The sequence below is a fragment of the Bradyrhizobium sp. STM 3557 genome (assembly GCF_045571465.1).
In the GTDB taxonomy this organism is placed as follows: Bacteria; Pseudomonadota; Alphaproteobacteria; order Rhizobiales; family Xanthobacteraceae; genus Bradyrhizobium.
Genome location: NZ_CP120697.1, coordinates 4,146,836 through 4,164,372 on the forward strand (window position 1 = coordinate 4,146,836; position 17,537 = coordinate 4,164,372).

The 17,537-nt window shown below is 64.1% G+C and carries 15 protein-coding genes; 6 read left to right on the forward strand and 9 right to left on the reverse strand.

Going from position 1 to position 17,537, the window contains the following annotated elements:
- Positions 1-13: 13 nt before the first annotated feature.
- Positions 14-1,351 (reverse strand): ABC transporter permease, encoded by a 1,338-nt coding sequence (locus tag P6U24_RS18810; RefSeq protein ID WP_407154022.1) that lies wholly within the window; start codon positions 1,349-1,351, stop codon positions 14-16.
- Complete coding sequence (locus tag P6U24_RS18815) at positions 1,348-2,925, reverse strand: sugar ABC transporter ATP-binding protein (RefSeq protein ID WP_407160511.1); 1,578 nt, start codon at positions 2,923-2,925, stop codon at positions 1,348-1,350. The genes P6U24_RS18810 and P6U24_RS18815 overlap by 4 nt, the downstream gene beginning before the upstream one ends.
- A gap of 232 nt (positions 2,926-3,157) precedes the next feature.
- Between P6U24_RS18815 and P6U24_RS18820 the strand changes: the two genes are divergently transcribed.
- From P6U24_RS18820 to P6U24_RS18835, 4 genes are all read left to right on the forward strand, one after another.
- Complete coding sequence (locus P6U24_RS18820) at positions 3,158-3,883, forward strand: GntR family transcriptional regulator (protein ID WP_407154023.1); 726 nt, start codon at positions 3,158-3,160, stop codon at positions 3,881-3,883.
- Between the two features lie 389 nt (positions 3,884-4,272).
- On the forward strand, positions 4,273-5,292 hold the full coding sequence (locus P6U24_RS18825; RefSeq protein WP_407154024.1) for a TRAP transporter substrate-binding protein: 1,020 nt from the start codon (positions 4,273-4,275) through the stop codon (positions 5,290-5,292).
- A 24-nt stretch (positions 5,293-5,316) separates the two neighbouring features.
- On the forward strand, positions 5,317-7,212 hold the full coding sequence (locus tag P6U24_RS18830) for a TRAP transporter large permease subunit (protein WP_407154025.1): 1,896 nt from the start codon (positions 5,317-5,319) through the stop codon (positions 7,210-7,212).
- Between the two features lie 28 nt (positions 7,213-7,240).
- Positions 7,241-8,887, forward strand: coding sequence for an acyl-CoA synthetase (locus P6U24_RS18835; protein ID WP_407154026.1), 1,647 nt, complete (start codon positions 7,241-7,243; stop codon positions 8,885-8,887).
- Between the two features lie 118 nt (positions 8,888-9,005).
- Here the strand turns inward: P6U24_RS18835 and P6U24_RS18840 are convergent, their stop codons facing one another.
- The 7 genes from P6U24_RS18840 to P6U24_RS18870 all read right to left on the reverse strand — a co-directional run bounded on the left by P6U24_RS18840 (position 9,006) and on the right by P6U24_RS18870 (position 16,413).
- Positions 9,006-9,635 carry an antibiotic biosynthesis monooxygenase family protein gene (locus tag P6U24_RS18840; protein WP_407154027.1) on the reverse strand — a complete coding sequence of 210 codons (630 nt, stop codon included), beginning with the start codon at positions 9,633-9,635 and terminating at the stop codon, positions 9,006-9,008.
- A gap of 180 nt (positions 9,636-9,815) precedes the next feature.
- Positions 9,816-10,613: an MBL fold metallo-hydrolase gene (locus tag P6U24_RS18845; protein WP_407154028.1), complete on the reverse strand. Its 798-nt coding sequence runs from the start codon at positions 10,611-10,613 to the stop codon at positions 9,816-9,818.
- The gene (locus tag P6U24_RS18850) at positions 10,610-11,401 is read right to left on the reverse strand and encodes a TatD family hydrolase (protein WP_407160512.1); all 792 of its coding nucleotides are present in this window, start codon (positions 11,399-11,401) and stop codon (positions 10,610-10,612) included. Before P6U24_RS18850 ends, P6U24_RS18845 begins: the two co-directional genes overlap by 4 nt.
- Positions 11,401-13,377: a methionine--tRNA ligase gene (metG, locus tag P6U24_RS18855; RefSeq protein ID WP_407154029.1), complete on the reverse strand. Its 1,977-nt coding sequence runs from the start codon at positions 13,375-13,377 to the stop codon at positions 11,401-11,403. The genes P6U24_RS18850 and metG overlap by 1 nt, the downstream gene beginning before the upstream one ends.
- A gap of 54 nt (positions 13,378-13,431) precedes the next feature.
- The gene (locus P6U24_RS18860) at positions 13,432-14,472 is read right to left on the reverse strand and encodes a DNA polymerase III subunit delta' (protein WP_407154030.1); all 1,041 of its coding nucleotides are present in this window, start codon (positions 14,470-14,472) and stop codon (positions 13,432-13,434) included.
- A complete protein-coding gene (gene tmk / locus P6U24_RS18865) occupies positions 14,469-15,152 on the reverse strand; it encodes a dTMP kinase (protein WP_407154031.1) in 684 nt (227 codons plus the stop codon). The genes P6U24_RS18860 and tmk overlap by 4 nt, the downstream gene beginning before the upstream one ends.
- Before the next feature lies 1 nt (position 15,153).
- A complete protein-coding gene (locus P6U24_RS18870) occupies positions 15,154-16,413 on the reverse strand; it encodes a D-alanyl-D-alanine carboxypeptidase family protein (RefSeq protein WP_407154032.1) in 1,260 nt (419 codons plus the stop codon).
- A gap of 165 nt (positions 16,414-16,578) precedes the next feature.
- Here P6U24_RS18870 and P6U24_RS18875 point away from each other — a divergent pair, with 165 nt between their 5' ends.
- Positions 16,579-16,677 carry an alpha/beta fold hydrolase gene (locus P6U24_RS18875; RefSeq protein WP_407154033.1) on the forward strand — a complete coding sequence of 33 codons (99 nt, stop codon included), beginning with the start codon at positions 16,579-16,581 and terminating at the stop codon, positions 16,675-16,677.
- Complete coding sequence (locus tag P6U24_RS18880) at positions 16,678-17,535, forward strand: alpha/beta fold hydrolase (RefSeq protein WP_407160513.1); 858 nt, start codon at positions 16,678-16,680, stop codon at positions 17,533-17,535.
- Positions 17,536-17,537 lie beyond the last annotated feature (2 nt).

A 17,537-nucleotide genomic window follows, 5' to 3' on the forward strand; every position in this document is an offset into this window, starting at 1 on the left:
CAATTTCAAGAACTCACGACGCTTCATCGAGATCCTCCCTTGCGAATTGGGCCTTTGCGGCGCTTGGCAGCCGATGGGACTCGGCTGTTTTCGGATCGGCATGTGCTTCGCCCGATCGGCGGAATCGCCAACATGCGACGAGCTGACCGAGATTCTGTTCCTGCACCAGCACGGTGCAGACGATGATCAATCCCTTCATGACGAGCTGGACGTTGGAGTCGATGTTCTGAAGCTGCAGGATGTCGGAGAGCAGGCCGAAGATGAGGACGCCGACAAAGGTACCGGCAAGGCCGCCGCGCCCGCCCATCAGGCTGGTGCCGCCGATGACGACCGCGGCGATTGCGTCGAGCTCGAGCCCGGCGCCAGCGTCAGGCTTGCCCTGCCGGTACTGCGCGACGAACAGCACGCCGGCGATTCCCGCCAGAAGGCCGGACAGAAGATAGGCCGTGAGCTGCACCTCCGCGACCTTGATGCCAGAGAGCTTTGCGGCCTCGATATTGCCGCCGATCGCATAGGCGTAGCGTCCGAAGGTCGTGAACCGCAGGATCGCGCCGAACAGGATGATCGCCGCGAGGAAGAATACGCTTGGTACCGGCAGTACGCCCCAGAGCATCGACCGCAGCAGCTCGAACGCCTCGGTCGCGTTGGTGCCGGTGTACACGGGCACAACGGCGTTGTCAGAACCGGCGGTCAACCGTGCGATGCCGAGCGCGCTGACCATCATCGCGAGCGTCGCAATGAAGGGCTGCAAACGTCCGGTCACGATCAGGAGTCCGTTGAAGCCGCCGAGCACCAAGGCAAGGCAGGGCGCGATCAGGAGAACACCGAGAACGCCGAACTTGCTTGGCACCTGGTGCATCGTCCACCACCCGATCGTAGTCGCAGCGGCGAGGCCGAGCAGCCCCGGGATACCTATGCTTTGCCAGCGCGAGAGTGTGATCTCTCGTCGCCGTCCGGCGCTGACATCACGGCCGCGGGCGAGCCCTGCGAATACGAAGCGCGCGGCCAGGGCCACGGCGACACCACCGACGATGATAGCGGCCGGCACGCCCATGATCGACGCCGAGGTCCAGCCGCGCTTGGTGAGTAGCATCGCGCAGATCACCGTCGAGAAGCCCATCACCGAGCCGACCGAGAGATCGATGCCGCCCAGCAGGATGACCATGGTCATGCCGGTCGCCACAAGCCCGGTGATCGAGACCTGGCGCAGGACGTCGGTGAGATTGCCATAGGACAGGAAGATGTTGTGGCCGGATGAGGTGTGCGGTGAGGTGAGGGCGCCGATCAGGCAGATCAGCAAGAGGCCCCAATAGAGCTTGGTCCGGGACAGAAGACGAAGGAGAGTTGTCATGATGCCGATACCTGCGACCACGCCGCCATGCCCGGCGCCGCCAGGCGCATGACCTGCTCCTGCGTTGCATTCTCGCGCGCGAGAATCCCGGTCTGTCGTCCCTCACACATGACCAGGATTCGGTCTGATAACAGCAGCAGTTCCGGCATTTCCGACGTCACCACGATGATCCCGAGCCCTTGCGCGGCGAGATCGAAGATCAGCCGGTAGATCTCCTGCTTGGCACCGATGTCGATACCGCGGGTCGGTTCATCGAGCAGCAGGATGCGAGGCTCGGTCCCGAGCCATTTGCCGATCACGACCTTCTGCTGATTGCCGCCAGAGAGTGCGGCAACGTCCTGGCCGATACCGGAGCAGCGGACCGAGAGCCGCTTGACCATGTCTGCAGCAAGTGCACGTTCGCTGGCGAAAGAGCGCAAGCCAAAGCGCGAGAGCACGCCGATCGAGGGCAGGGCGACATTGTCGCAGATCGACGCGCCAAGATGCAGGCCGCGCTCCTTGCGATCCTCGCTGACGAGCGCGACGCCGAGACGATAGGCGTCGGCCGGCGAGTTGATATCGACAGGCGCGCCATCGATCGCGATGTTGCCGTCGCGCCAGCCGCGTGAGACGCCGAAGATCGATTCCAGGATCTCCGTTCGGCCGGAGCCGAGCAGCCCGCCGATCCCAAGGATCTCGCCGCGCCTGAGCTCGAAACTGACGCCGTGCAGCGTCCGCCGCCATCCGTGCGGGCCGAGCGTATCCAGCGTCAGGTTCCGCACCGAGAGGACGACCGCGCCATCCTGCGCCGTCTTGCCGGACTCGTTCGCGGTTATCTCGCGGCCGACCATCGCCGAGATGATCGCACCGCGCGAGAGTTCGCCGATCGGTGCCGTCACCACCCGCCTGCCGTCGCGCAGGACGGTGACGCGGTCGGCAAGCTCCAACACCTCCTCGATGCGATGGGAGGTGTAGATGATGGCGACGCCTTCGCTGGCGAGCTGACGCACGATCTTGAACAACGTGTCGCATTCCGAGGACGACAAGGCCGAGGTCGGCTCGTCCATGATGAGGATGCGGGCGTTGAGCGACAGCGCCTTGGCGATCTCAACGAGCTGCTGTTCGCCGACGCGCAGGCCGGAAATTCTGGTTTCAGGAGGGATGGTCACGCCGAGACGTGCGAGCAGTCGCTCGGCCGCTCTGATCATGCTGCGCCGGTCGATCAGCACGCCGCCGATCAGCGGCTCACGGCCGAGGAAGATGTTCGCGGCCACGCTCAGTTCGGGAACGAGATTGAGCTCCTGGTGGATGATGGCGATGCCCGCTTCTTCGGCGTCGCGCACGCCGCTGAACGATGCAGCCTGGCCCTCGACCTGGATGCTGCCGTCGTAGCTCGTGTGCACGCCGGCGAGGATCTTCATCAGGGTGCTCTTGCCGGCACCGTTCTCGCCCATCAGCGCATGGACTTCGCCATGGCGCAAATCGAAATCGACGTTGTGGAGCGCCCTTACGCCTGCGAAGGATTTGGAGATCTGCTCCGCGCAAAGCACGACATGTCTGCCCGGAGCGCCGGCGCGGCTGCCAAGCTGGACCATGGGAGAAGATCGAGAAGCGCCGCGCTCATCTTCTGCGCCGAGCGCGCCGAAGCGTGTCTCCATTGGATTTTCCTCCCGGCGTGCCCGTCAGTCCCTGGAGACATTGAGCCGCAGGTGATCGTTGCTTATTAACTGACATGCTAGTTATATCAGATAAGGCTCGTCAAGCGGTTTGGCTGCACGATTGGCGTCACGGGATCGAAACGCGTAGATCGGCTCGAGGGAACAGAGCATGCATTCAGTCGGTGGCTTCAGCGGCGGCACGAGACCAGCGCGTGGGCGCAGGGCAGGAGGGTCGAAAGTCGATCAGGCCTATCTGGCACTCAAGCGGGCCATCGTCTCCGGCACGCTCGCGCCCGAAACGCCGATCGACAAGAACGAGTGGTGCGCCATCTTTGATGTGTCGAAACTCTCGATCACGACCGCGATCAATCGATTGGCTTTCGAAGGACTCGTCGTGGTCGAGCCGCAACGCGGCTCCTATGTCGCCAAGATCCATCTCGAAGACGTCCGTCAGTGGATGCTGATGCGTCGTGCTCTGGAGGTGGAGGTCGTCGGCGTCTGCGCGGCCAGCATGTCGGACCAGGCTATCGAAGCGCTCGGCCAAAATGTTGCCTATCAAAACGCAGCGATTGTAAGCGGAGACCTCGAGGGCTTCCACGCGCTCGATACCAGGTTCCATCACCAAATGACTGAGAGCCTTGGTCTCGCACGCGTCGGTGAGGTGCTTGATCAGATCCGAACCCATCTTGAACGCGTTCGCCGTACGCTGCTTCCCGAGCCGGGCCGGCTTGAAGGGACGTACCGCGAGCACGAGGCGATCTACGGCGCGATCGCCGGTCGCGATCCGCGTAAAGCCCAGCACGAGATGGCTAATCACCTGGATCGCGTCGCGCGCGAGCTGAATGCATTCGCGGCCAAGAACCCCAGGTCCGAATCTAGTCTTCAAAGAAGCTAGCCACAAAGCCGGGGACGCCAGCCAAGACCTCAAAGGCTGCCCGCATAAGCAGAATCGATCAGCGGCATAATCCGCGCTCAGGTTCAGCCCAAATACACAATTCGCATAAGGTATATTATGGAATATATCTATTCTAAGGACAATCAATGGCTTGGCGTAAATTGCTCGAAACCGGCATGAATTTCGGCCACCAAATCGTCGGTTCCCAGCTCATGGCCCGAGGTGCATTCGAGTGTCGTCGCCTCCCGAGATTGCCGCCATTGTCCTGGGCTGAAATAAGCGCTGAGCACGATGAGAACGCAGATGACCTGACGGGCTCTGGTCCGTATAGGATTGGTCCTGATGGGACTCATGCGTCTCACAACAAGAAGCATCTGGGAGAAACGAGAATGAGCCTGTCACGGCGCACGCTACTCAAGGCATCCGCAGCGTCAGCGGTTCTGGGCGGGATTGCCGCACCGCATGTGGCGCGCGCGCAGAGCGCCGAGTTCACTTACAAATTCGCCAATAACCTCCCGGAATCCCATCCCTTTGTGGCCCGGGCCCGCGAGATGGCGGCAGCTATCAAGACCGAGACCAATGGCCGGTTCGATATGCAGGTGTTCCCGAACAGCCAGCTCGGCTCGGATACGGACACGCTGAGCCAGCTCCGATCCGGCGGCGTCGAGTTCTTCACGCTGTCGGGGCTGATCCTGGCCACCCTGGTGCCAGCGGCCTCGATCAACGGCATCGGCTTCGCGTTTCCGGATTATCCCACGGTCTGGAAGGCCATGGACGGCGAGCTCGGCGCCTATGTGCGCCGCCAGATCAACAAGGCCGGGCTCGAGGTCATGGACAAGATCTGGGACAACGGCTTCCGCCAGACCACGTCGTCGACCAAGCCGATCAACGGGCCGGACGATTATAAGGGCTTCAAGATCCGCGTGCCGGTGTCGCCGCTGTGGACCTCGATGTTCAAGGCGTTCGATGCGGCGCCTGCCTCGATCAACTTCAGCGAGGTCTATTCGGCGCTGCAGACCAAGATCGTCGAGGGCCAGGAGAACCCGCTCGCGTTGATCTCGGCGGCGAAGCTCTACGAGGTGCAGAAATATTGCTCGCTCACGAACCACATGTGGGACGGCTTCTGGTTCCTGATGAACCGTCGCGCGTGGCAAGCCTTGCCGGAGGATATCCGCGCGATCGTCGCCAAGCACGTTAATGCCGCCGCGGTGAAGGAGCGTGAGGATACCGAGAAGCTGAACGCCACGGTGAAGGACGAACTCTCGGCCAAGGGCCTGGTGTTCAACCAGCCGGAGGTCGGCCCCTTCCGCGACAAGCTGCGCTCCGCCGGCTTCTATGCCGAGTGGAAGGGCAAATATGGCGAGGAGGCCTGGTCGCTGCTGGAGAAAGCGGTCGGCAAGCTCTCGTAACGCGTAGGGGGCTCGTGCTGCGCTATGGCTCACGTCGAAATCACCGAATTCTCCGTCACCGAAACGGTCATTGGGACGACGGCCGGGCCCCCTCGCCACTCCCTGCTCCGGCGGATCGAGTCCCTGCTCGGCCTCATGGTCGAAATCCCGGCGGCAATCCTCGTCGTCGCCGAGATCGTCATCCTGTTTGCAGGCGTGATCGCCCGCTACGTGCTGCACCGGCCGCTGATCTGGTCGGACGAGCTGGCCTCGATGCTGTTCCTGTGGCTGGCGATGCTCGGTGCCGCGGTCGCCTTCCGGCGCGCCGAGCACATGCGCATGACCGCGGTGATCGGCAGTGCGCCGCCGGCGGTGCGGTTCTATCTCGATGCGGTGGCGACCTGTGCGGCTTTGGCCTTCCTGGTCATGATCGTGCATCCAGCTTACGAATATGCCTACGAGGAAAGCTTCATCACGACGCCGGCGCTGCAGATTTCGAACACCTGGCGCGCCGCCGCTCTGCCGGTCGGCGTCTGCCTGATGGCGCTGTTTGCGATGCTGCGGCTGGCACGCGACGGCAACGTCAAGGCCTTGCTGGCGGCGCTGCTGACGGTCGCCGGCATTATCGGCGTCTTTTGGCTGGCCCAGCCGCTGCTGCGGCCGCTCGGCAATCTCAACCTGATCATCTTTTTTGTCGGCGTCGCCGGCTTTTGCGTGTTCGCCGGCGTGCCGATCGCGTTCGGCTTCGGGCTTGCCACCTTCGGCTATCTGGCGCTGACCACGCATACGCCACTGATGGTGCTGGTCGGCCGCATGGACGAAGGCATGAGCCACCTGATCTTGCTGTCGGTGCCGCTGTTCGTCTTCCTCGGGCTGCTGATCGAGATGACTGGCATGGCGCGGGCCATGGTGGCGTTCCTGGCGAGCCTGCTAGGCCATGTCCGCGGCGGCCTGCATTACGTGCTGGTCGGCGCGATGTACCTCGTCTCCGGCATCTCCGGCTCGAAGGCCGCCGACATGGCCGCGGTGGCGCCGGTGCTGTTCCCGGAGATGAAGCAGCGCGGCGCCAGGCCCGGCGACCTCGTCGCGCTGTTAGCTGCCACCGGCGCGCAGACCGAAACCATTCCGCCGAGCCTCGTGCTGATCACGATCGGCTCGGTCACCGGCGTGTCGATCTCGGCGTTGTTCACCGGTGGTCTGCTGCCGGGCATCGTACTTGCCATCACGCTCTCCGTGCTGGTCTGGTGGCGCTATCGCAGCGAGGATTTGAGCCATGTGAAGAGGGCGCGCGGCAGCCAGATTGCAAAGACTTTTATGGTCGCCCTGCCCGCCATCGCCCTGCCCTTCGTGATCCGCTATGCCGTGGTCGAGGGCATCGCGACCGCGACGGAAGTCTCCACCATTGGCATCGTCTACAGCGTCATCATCGGGCTTTTGATCTATCGCCGCTTCGACTGGCGGCGGCTGCCGTCGATGCTGGTCGAGACGGCGGCTCTGTCAGGCGCGATCCTGCTGATCATCGGCGCGGCCACCGGCATGGCCTGGGGCCTGACGCAATCCGGCTTCTCGCGCTCGTTGGCATCAGCGATGACCGGGCTGCCCGGCGGCAGCGCCTCGTTCATCGCGGTGTCGATCATCGCCTTCGTCATCCTTGGCAGCGTGCTCGAAGGCATCCCGGCGATCGTGCTGTTCGGGCCGCTACTGTTCCCGATCGCCAAGGCCGTCGGCGTGCACGAGGTGCACTACGCCATGATCATCATCCTGGCGATGGGCATCGGCCTGTTCGCGCCGCCGTTCGGCGTCGGCTATTACGCGGCCTGCGCGATCGGCCGGGTCGATCCGGCACAGGGCATGCGGCCGATCTGGGGGTATCTGGTTGCGCTCCTGATCGGCCTCATCATCGTGGCGATTTTCCCCTGGATTTCGATCGGGTTCCTGTAGAATCTTCACGTGAGCACAGGAGGCCAGGATGAGCGGACAGCAGAACCAGTATGACATTGGCCTGGACAAGACCCCTGCCAACTACGTGCCCCTGACGCCGCTGAGCTTCCTTGCGCGCAGCGCGGCCGTCTACCCGGACCATGTCAGCACCGTCTATGAAGGCCGCAGCTTCACCTGGGCCGAGACTTACGCACGCTGCCGCCGCTTCGCGTCGTATCTCGCCGGTCGTGGCATCGGCGAAGGCGACACTGTCGCGGCGATGCTGCCGAACGTGCCGGCCATGAACGAGCTGCATTTCGCCGTGCCGATGGCGGGCGCAGTGCTCAACGCACTCAACATCCGCCTCGATGCGCCATCGATCGCGTTCCAGCTCGATCATGGCGGGGCGAAGGTCATCGTGGTCGATCCGGAATTTTCCAAGGTGATCGCCGAGGCGCTGCCGCTGATGAGTGGCGAGAAGCCGTTCGTGATCGACGCGGATGATGCGTCCTACAAAGGCGGCAGCCGCATCGGCGCGATCGAATATGAGGAGGCGCTCGCGCAGGGCGATCCAACGTTCGAGCCGCGTCGGCCGAAGGACGAGTGGGACGCGATCGCACTCAGCTACACCTCAGGGACGACTGGAAACCCCAAGGGCGTCGTCACGCATCATCGCGGCGCCTATCTCAACGCGGTCAGCAATATCCTCGCCGGCAATCTCGGCCAGCATCCGGTCTATCTCTGGACCTTGCCGATGTTTCACTGCAATGGCTGGTGCTTTCCCTGGACCATGGCGGCTGCGGCCGGGGTCAATGTCTGCCTGCGCAAGGTCGAGCCGAGCAGGATCTTTGCGCTGATCAGGGAGCATGGCGTCACCCATATGTGCGGCGCTCCGATCGTCTACAACACGCTGATCAACGCAGCCGATGCGCCGAAAGGGGGAGCGAAGCCTGTTGTCGGACTGATCGCCGGCGCGGCGCCGCCGGTCGCGGTGCTCGAAGGTGCCGAGCGGATCGGCATCAAGCTCACCCATGTCTACGGGCTCACGGAGGTCTATGGACCAGCGTCCGTCTGCGCCGAGCAGCCTGGATGGGACGACTTGCCGAGTGCCGCGCGCGCGGAGCTCAAGCGCCGGCAGGGCGTGCCCTACCCGCTCGAGGAAGCCGTCACCGTGCTGGACCCAGTGACGATGCAGGAGGTGCCGCGCGATGGCGAGACCATCGGTGAGGTCATGTTCCGCGGCAATATCGTCATGAAGGGCTATCTGAAGAACGAGAAGGCCACGCAGGAGGCCTTTGCCGGGGGCTGGTTTCACACCGGCGATCTCGGCGTGCTCGATGCGCACGGCTATGTCACGATCAAGGATCGCTCCAAGGACATCATCATCTCCGGCGGCGAGAACGTCTCCTCGGTCGAAGTCGAGGACATCCTTTACAAGCACCCGGCGGTGCTGTTCGCCGCCGTGGTCGCCAAGCCCGATCCGAAATGGGGCGAGGTGCCCTGCGCCTTCATCGAGCTGAAGGACGGCGCCGAGGCCACCGAGGCCGAGATCATCGCCTACTGCCGCGAGCGGATGTCCGGCTTCAAGACGCCCAAGGCCGTGGTGTTCGGCCCGATCCCGAAGACCTCCACGGGCAAGATCCAGAAATTCCTGCTGCGCAACGAGGTGCAGTCGGCGAAGGCGATCTCGGCGTAGCTTTTGACGCTGCGCCATCAACGCCATTGCCAGGAGCGGCAGCGACGAAGCAATCCAGACTAAGCGCCGCGATATTCTGGATTGCTTCGCTTCGCTCGCAATGAAGGCCGGGGAACCGCTACTCTTCCCTGCTCTTCGGAGGATAGAACTGTGGCGCTTCGGTGCGATCGTACATACCGTAATCCCTGGTGACCTCGACGATCCGGACATAATCGGTGGAAGGCTCGTCGAATAATCGTGGCGCGAGCGCGTGGCCGGATTGCTCGTCCGGCAGCTCGATCAGATGCCCATATTGTCCCTCGCGATAGACGCTGGCGAACGCCTCGCTGGGCCAGTCGCAGGCAACCGGAAGCTTTGCACTCTTCGATTCCGTCGCCAGCACATAGGTCGGCGGCCGCCGCTTCGGATCGTTGTAGAGCGAGCGCTGCTCCGACTGCCACACGGGCTGTCCGCGCCTCGCCTCAAAGACCACCTGCGCCACGCGGATGCGATAGTCCGAGAACACCTTGTCCCGGCCGAGCGTCTGCACCTCGTGATGATGCGTCTGGACGCGCCAGGCCGTCAGTGAGCCCTCGTCCTGCCAGATCTGGTAGGACAGGATCAGGTTGTCGCGCTTGAGACTCTTGAAGCGGTCGAGGAACAGACAGCCGCCCATCGCCTCGAGTTCGGGCTTCAGCGATGCCGCCAGGTTGAGATATTGGTCGACGCGGCCCGGCTTGATTGCGACTTCGAAGAACAGGGACAGCATCGCAGTATCTCCATGTTCCTGATTCATAGGCGATGATCGCGGGCCGTCGGTCAGTCCGTCATTGCGAGGAGCGAAGCGGACGAAGCAATCCAGATCTTTACGCCCTGGATTGCTTCGCTTCGCTCGCAATGACGAAACACAGACATCCAGCGGCCCTCAGTGGTCGCTATGATTTGAAGACTATCCGATCTCCAACCGCATCCCATCATAGGCCGGGATGACGCCGTCCGGCAAACTCTGGCGCAGCACCTCGTAGTCGAGGTCGGAATGCATATTAGTGATGACTGCACGCTTCGGCCTGAAGCGCTCGATCCACGACAACGCATCGTTGACCGAGAAATGGCTCGGATGCTGGGTGTAGCGCAAACCGTCGACGATCCAGAGATCGAGATCCTCCAGCGCGCCCCAGCTCGCTTCCGGGATGTCGTTGAGGTCGGGCGTATAGGCCGCCTTGCCGATGCGGTAGCCGAGCGCGGGGATGTTGCCGTGTTGAACCAGAAACGCGGTCATCTCGACGGCGCCACCCTTGCCCTCGATGGTGCGGCTCTCGCCGGCCTCGATGCTCTCCTGATTCAAAATCGGCGGATAGTCACTGCCGGCGGGTGAGATGAAGCAATAGGAGAAGCGGTGAATGACATCCTTGGCGGTCGACTGGTTCAGATAGACCGGAATGCGCCGGCGCTGATGCAGCACCACCGAGCGCAGGTCGTCGATTCCATGGGTCTGGTCGGCATGCTCATGGGTCAGGAACACGGCGTCGATGTGATCGACCTCGGCGTCGATCAGTTGCTCGCGCAGGTCCGGAGAGGTGTCGATCACGACGCGCGTCGTGCCCTGCGGCGACGTGCGCTCGGCCATCAGCGAGCAGCGGCGGCGGCGATTCCTGGGATTGTCGGGATCGCACGCACCCCAACCGAGCGCCGGGCGCGGCACGCCAGCCGAGGAGCCGCAGCCAAGGATCGTGAGCGTCAATGTCATGCAGCCCCCGCCAGGCGCGGCACCTTGGAGAACAGCCGGAAGAACGTCTCCGTGGTCTGCTCCGCGATCTGCTCCAGCGACACGCCGCGTGTCTCCGCGAGGACCTTCGCGGTCTCGACGACATAGGCCGGCTCGTTGCGCTTGCCGCGGAACTTACCGGGCGCCAGATACGGCGCGTCGGTCTCGACCATGATGCGGTCAGCCGGCAGTTCGGCCGCGAGATCGCGCAAGCCCTGCGACTTCTTGAAGGTCAGGATGCCTGTGAAGGAGATGTGCAGTCCAAGGTCGATCGCTTTCATCGCAAGCTCCCGTCCGCCGGTGTAGCAATGCAGCACCGCACGAAAAGGTCCCTTCGCGACCTCCTCCTCCAGGATCTCGCCACACCGCGCATCGGCTTCGCGAGTGTGGATCACCAGCGGCAGCCCTGTCGCGCGAGCCGCGGCAATATGGGCACGGAAGCCGCGCTCCTGCGCCTCCGGAGAGCCGTTGTCGTAGAAATTGTCGAGCCCCGCCTCGCCCAGTGCGACGACCTTCGGATGCTGCGTGAGCGCGATCAACTCTTGCGCGGAGATGCCGTCTTCCTCGTCGGCGTGATGCGGATGGGTGCCGACCGAGCAATAGACGTTCTCGTAGCGCTCGGCGATCGCAAGCAGTTCGCCGAGCCGCCGCACCCGGGTCGAGATCGTCACCAGCCGGCCGACGCCGGCGGATGCCGCGCGCGCGACGATGCCATCGAGATCTTCGGCGAAATCCGGAAAATCCAGATGGCAATGGCTGTCGACCAGCATCACGCGGCAGTCGGCTCGATGTAGCGCGGGAACACCGCTTGCGGCGCCGGCAGGGTCGTGCCCGGTGCGATCCGCACCTCGCCGCCGAGCCGATCGAAGCTGCGCTCGCCTGCGGGAACGCCGAGGCTGTCGAGCAGTCTTTCAGACGCTGTCGGCATCACCGCCTGGGTCAGGATCGCGATCTGCCGGATCACCTCAGCGGTCACGTAGAGCACCGTGCGCTGGCGTGGCGGATCGGTCTTGGCCAATGCCCACGGCGCCTCGCCCGCGAAATAGCGGTTGGCCTCGGCGACGACCGACCAGACGGTATTGAGCCATTGATGGATCTGCTGCGTCGCCATCGCTTTGCGCGCGGCGCCGATCATGGCATCGGCCTCGGCCAGGATTGCCTTGTCGTTGGCCGAGAACTCGCCGGGCTCCGGCAGCACGCCGCCGAGCTGCTTCGCGATCATCGACAGCGAGCGCTGGGCGAGATTGCCGAGATCGTTGGCCAGATCGGCATTGATGCGCGCGACGATGGCCTCGTGATTGTAGTTGCCATCCTGGCCGAACGGCACCTCGCGCAGGAAGAAATAGCGCATCTGGTCGACACCATACTGATCGGCGAGCGAGAACGGATCGACGACGTTGCCGACCGATTTCGACATCTTCTCGCCCCTGCTGAACAGGAAGCCATGGGCATAAACCCGCTTCGGCAGCGGGATGCCGGCCGACATCAGGAAGGCCGGCCAATACACCGAATGAAAGCGGATGATGTCCTTGCCGATGATGTGGACATCAGCCGGCCAGTAATGCCAGTTCGGATCGCTCTCGTCGGGAAAGCCGACGCCGGTGATGTAGTTGGTCAGCGCGTCGACCCACACATACATCACATGCTCGTGGTCATGCGGCACGCGCACGCCCCAATCGAAGGTGGTGCGCGAGATTGACAGGTCCTTCAACCCACCCTTGACGAAGCTGACGATCTCGTTGCGCCGCGCATCCGGCCCGATGAAATCGGGCTGGCTCTCGTACAGGGCGAGCAGCTTGTCCTGGTAGGCGGAGAGGCGGAAGAAATAGCTCTTCTCCTCCACCCACTCCACAGGCGTGCCCTGCGGACCAAGGCGCACATTGTCGTCGTTGAGGCGCGTCTCCTCCTCGGCGTAGTAGGCCTCGTCGCGGACCGAGTACCAGCCGGAATAGACGTCGGCGTAGATGTCACCGTTGTCGCGCATCCGATTCCAGATCGCCTGACTCGATCTGTGGTGCACGGGCTCTGTGGTCCGGATGAAGCGGTCGAATGAGACGTTGAGCCGCTCGTCCATTTCCTTGAAGCGGGCCGCATTGCGGGTCGCGAGCTCGGATGGCGGCAGCCCTTCGTTCTGCGCGGTCTGCACCATCTTCAGCCCGTGCTCGTCGGTACCGGTCAGGAAGAACACGTCCTTGCCGTCGAGCCGGGCGAAGCGCGCGATCGCGTCGGTCGCGATCGCCTCATAGGCGTGGCCGATATGCGGCTTGCCGTTCGGGTAAGCGATCGCGGTGGTGACGTAGAAGCTGTTGCGCTCGGTGGCGGACGGCGCAGCGACGTCGGTCATAGCGGCGGCCTTCGGCTTGCGGGGCGCCTTCGGCTTTGTGGCCTTGGCCGGCTTGGATGCCAGTTCAGCGACTTCCGCTGGCGGCGTCTTAACGTCGCGCCTGTTGGCAGCCGCTGCGGCAGCCTTCTTCGGCGCCTTTGCCGCCGCCTTCTTCACCGCCTTCTTGGCCGGAGCCTTGGCGGCTTGCTTCACGCCGCGCTTGCCGGCAGGCTTGTTCGCGGATTTGGCCTTTGACGCCTTCGCCTTGGAAGCCTTCTTGCCGGCCTTGTTACCCGCCTTGGCCACTGCGCGCTGCTGCTTCGCAGTTTTCTTGGCAGCCTTTTTCGCGGCGCGCGGCGCTTGCGACTTGCGCGCCTGCTTCGCCGGCTTCTTCTTGACAGTCTTCTTGCTGGCCTTCGCCACGGCAAATTCCTCTTCGACGTCGGACAAATGATCTCGGGATGACAGACGGCGCGACTAGCGCGTGGCTTCGGCGAGCATCCCGAACACCGAGAAAACCAGCGGTTTTCGCTCCAGATTGTAGGATTCGGTGTCGCGCGCGGCGCGGACGATCTTTTCCCACACCTCCGCCAGCCGTGCAAGGCGGGGTAGATCGGCATTGGCATCGCCGGTGCGCAGCCGCTCGGCCACCCAGCGCTCGATGCTGTCGAGGAAGCTCGCCAGCGCCACCCGGTCGCTGGTGCCGAGCGCATCGCCCAGCGCGTGCAGCTCGGCTGGATCAACCTTCGGCAGGGTCGCGAGCAGTGCCGCGGTACGGGTCTGCAGCTGCAGCGAATCACCGCCGAGCAGCGCCAGTGCGCGGGAGACGCTGCCTTCGGAAGCCTCCGCCGCCTCCTGCAGCCCCGGGTCGGATGCATCCATCCCGGTGGCCTCGGCCGCGGCGCGGACCACGTCCTCGACCGCGAGCGGACGCAAGGACAGCCGGCGACAGCGCGACTTGATGGTCGCGAGCACCCGCGCCGGCGCGTGGCTGATCAGGAGAAACAGCGACTGCTGCGGCGGCTCCTCGAGGATCTTGAGCAGCGCATTGGCAGCGTTGGGATTGAGCTCGTCGACGGTATCGACGATGCAGACCCGCCAGCCCTCGACCGCGGCGGTCGAGCCGAAGAAGCTGATGGTCTCGCGCGTCTCGTCGACGGTGATGACGGTGCGCATCACGCCCTTGTCGTTGGCCGAGCGCTCCAAGGTCAAGAGGCCACCATGGGCGCCGGACGTGACCAGACGCGCGGCGTAATCGTCTGGATCGACCGCAAGCGACTCGGCCCCACGCACGGCCGGCGCAGCGGAATCGCGATTGGCGAGCACGAATCGCGCCATCCGATAGGCGAGCGTCGCCTTGCCGATGCCCTGCCGTCCGCCAAGCAGCCAGGCATGCGCGATGCGGCCGCTGCGATACGCATTGAGCAGCGCCGCCTCTGCGTCGCGATGTCCGAATAGCGCGGTGGTTTCGCGCGGATGCCGGACCGCAATCTCCTGCTCGACCTTGCGTGCGCTCATGCCGGGCTTGCTGCCGTTACGGTTGCGAGATGCTCGCGCACGGCGCTCCAGACGGCCTGGCCGACGCTGTCGGCATCGGCGGTGGCGTCGATCAGCACGCAGCGTTTGGGATCATCGGCCGCGATCTTGCGATAAGCGGCGCGCAGCCCCTCGTGAAAGCTCATATCCTCGCTCTCGAAGCGATCTGCCGAACCGCTGCCCCGCCGGACCGCCGCGCGGCGCATCCCGACCTCGACCGGCACGTCCAGAATGATGGTGAGGTCGGGCTTGAGGTCGCCGATCGTCACCCGCTGCAGGGCGTTGAGGATATCGGGCGAGACCTGGCCGAGGCTGCCCTGATAGGCGCGGGTGGAATCGAAGAAGCGGTCGCACAGCACCCAGGTGCCCTGATTCAGCGCCGGCAGAATCACGGTTCGGACATGATCGTCGCGAGCCGCCGCAAACAGCAGCGTCTCGGCCTCGGGGCCGAGCAGCTTTCCGACGCCGGAGAGCAGCAAATGGCGGATGATCTCCGCGCCCGGCGAGCCGCCGGGCTCGCGAGTTGCGATATTGGGCACGCCAGCCGCCTCAAGACGTTGCGCCAACATCTTGATTTGCGTCGACTTTCCGGAACCCTCGCCGCCCTCGAAGGTGATGAACTTGCCGCGGCCGGGGCCGCGCTTCACGTCAGCTTCAGCCATCTCAGAGCTTCTCGACGCCGGCGCGGAACATGCCGATCACGAGCTCGCTCACCCCGTCGATCGCGCGCCGCATGGTCGAGCCCCTGCCGATGGACTCCGCCGCATAGACCGGCGTTTCCACGGCGATATTGGTACCGCGCCACACTTTGATAACGCCGACCTTCTGGCCTTGTTCGATCGGCGCGCGCACCGGCCCGCTATAGACAATGCGCGCGATCAGCTTGTCGCTGCCGTTCTTCTGTACCATCACCTTGACCGGCTCCGGGCTCGACAGCTGCACCGAGCCGGTATCGCCGCCAAACACCTTGGCATAGCCGATCGGCTGGTTGGCCGCGAACAGGGTCCGCGTCTCGAAATTGCGGAAGCCCCACTCCAGCATCTTCTTCGCCTCGGTGGCGCGGTCATCGGAATCCTCGAGCCCGTTGACGACCACGATCAGCCTTGTGCCGTTCTGCACGGCCGAGCCGACCATGCCGTAGCCGCCCTCCTTGGTGTAGCCGGTCTTGAGTCCGTCGGCGCCTTCCATCGCGTTCAGCAGCGGATTGCGGTTCAGCTGCCGGATCTTGTTCCAGGTGAACTCCTTCTCGCCGAACAGCTTATAGAACTCCGGGTAATCGAGGATGATATGGCGCGCGAGCATGGCGAGCTCGCGCACCGTCATCTTGTTGCCGGGATCGGGCAAGCCGTTCGAATTCGCGAAGGTCGATTTGGTCAGGCCAAGCTCGCGAGCGCGCTTGGTCATGAAGTCGGCGGCGAAGATCTTCTCGTTGCCGGCCATGCCTTCGGCGAGCGCGATGCAGGCATCATTGCCGCTCTGGATGACGGCGCCGTGCAGAAGATCGTCTACCGAGACCTTGCTGTTGAGCGCCGCGAACATCGTCGAGGTGCCGGACGGCGCCCCGCCCCGGCGCCACGCATTTTCGCTGATCCGGTACTCATCGGTCAGCTTGACCGCGCCCTCCTTGACGGCGTGGAAAACCACCTCCGCAGTCATCAGCTTCATCATGCTGGAGGGCGCGCGCAACTCGTCGGCATTCTTCTCGAACAGCACGCTGCCGCTGGTGGCCTCGATCAGGATCGCGGTCGGCGCATCGCCCTCGAACCCGCCCTCATCCTTGCGGGCGCCCTGCACGCTCTGGTTGGCGGCGTGAAGCACGCCGCCCCAGCCGATCGCCACGGCAGTCGCAAGCGCGATCAGCGCACGCAACAGCCGCCTGGAGGGTGAAACGCAGGAGCGGAACGGTAAGTTTGACGATGCCATCGACGATAAGTCCTGGAGATGCCGTTTCTAACAGTTGGGCCGGGCCCAAACAACACGACTTCCCGCCCCATGCGGCGCGATGCACGCAATTGCGACGCTATTCTGAGATACCTAGCTGGCAGCACAAAACGCCTCAAACGCCGACCGAAGCGGAGCGAAACAGCGATGCCGACCTCACGAACCATTAGCATCAACGGCATCGAATTGTTCATGCTGGAACACGGCGATGGCCCGCTGGTGCTGCTCTGCCATGGTTGGCCGTAACTGTCGCATTCATGGCGATATCAAATTCCGGCGTTGGCCGGGGCCGGCTACCATGTCGTGGCGCCCGACATGCGCGGCTTCGGGTGCAGCTCGGCGCCGCCGGAGATCGGCGCCTATACGATCTTCGACACGGTTGGTGACATGGTGGCCCTGGTCAAGGCGCTCGGCGAGAGCAAGGCCGTCATCATCGGCCATGACTGGGGCGCCCCGGTCGCTTGGCACGCCGCGCTATTCCGGCCCGACATCTTCACGGCGGTGGCGGGCCTGAGCGTGCCGCCGCCGTTCCGTGGCCGCGCCCGGCCGCTCGACGCTCTGCGCGACAACGGCATCAGCAATTTCTACTGGCAATATTTCCAGCCGCCCGGCGTCGCCGAGGCCGAGTTCGAGCGCGATGTCGCGCTCACGATGCGCACCCTGCTCGGCCGCGGTTTCTCCGACCCGAACGCCTCGCTGTTCGTGGACGAGGACAAGGGGTTTCTCGGCGACGCGAAACCGGACCTGCCGCTGCCGCCGTGGCTTAGCAAGGACGATCTGGCAGTGTTCACGCAGGCCTATCGCGCGTCGGGCTTTCGCGGCGGCCTGAACTGGTACCGCAATATCGATCGCAACTGGGAGCTGACCGCGCCGTGGCAGGATGCGCAGATCAAACAGCCTTCCCTGTTCATTGCGGGCTCGAAGGACGCCGTCGTCACGGGCCTGATCGGCGCTAAGCGCATCAACGAGCTGGAGCGCGTCCTGCCGAACCTGACGAAAAAATTGATCATCGACGGCGCCGGCCATTGGATCCAGCAGGAGCGCCCCCAGGAGGTCAATGCGGCGCTGCTCGCCTTCCTGCATCAGACCAGGCAGACGGGCTGACG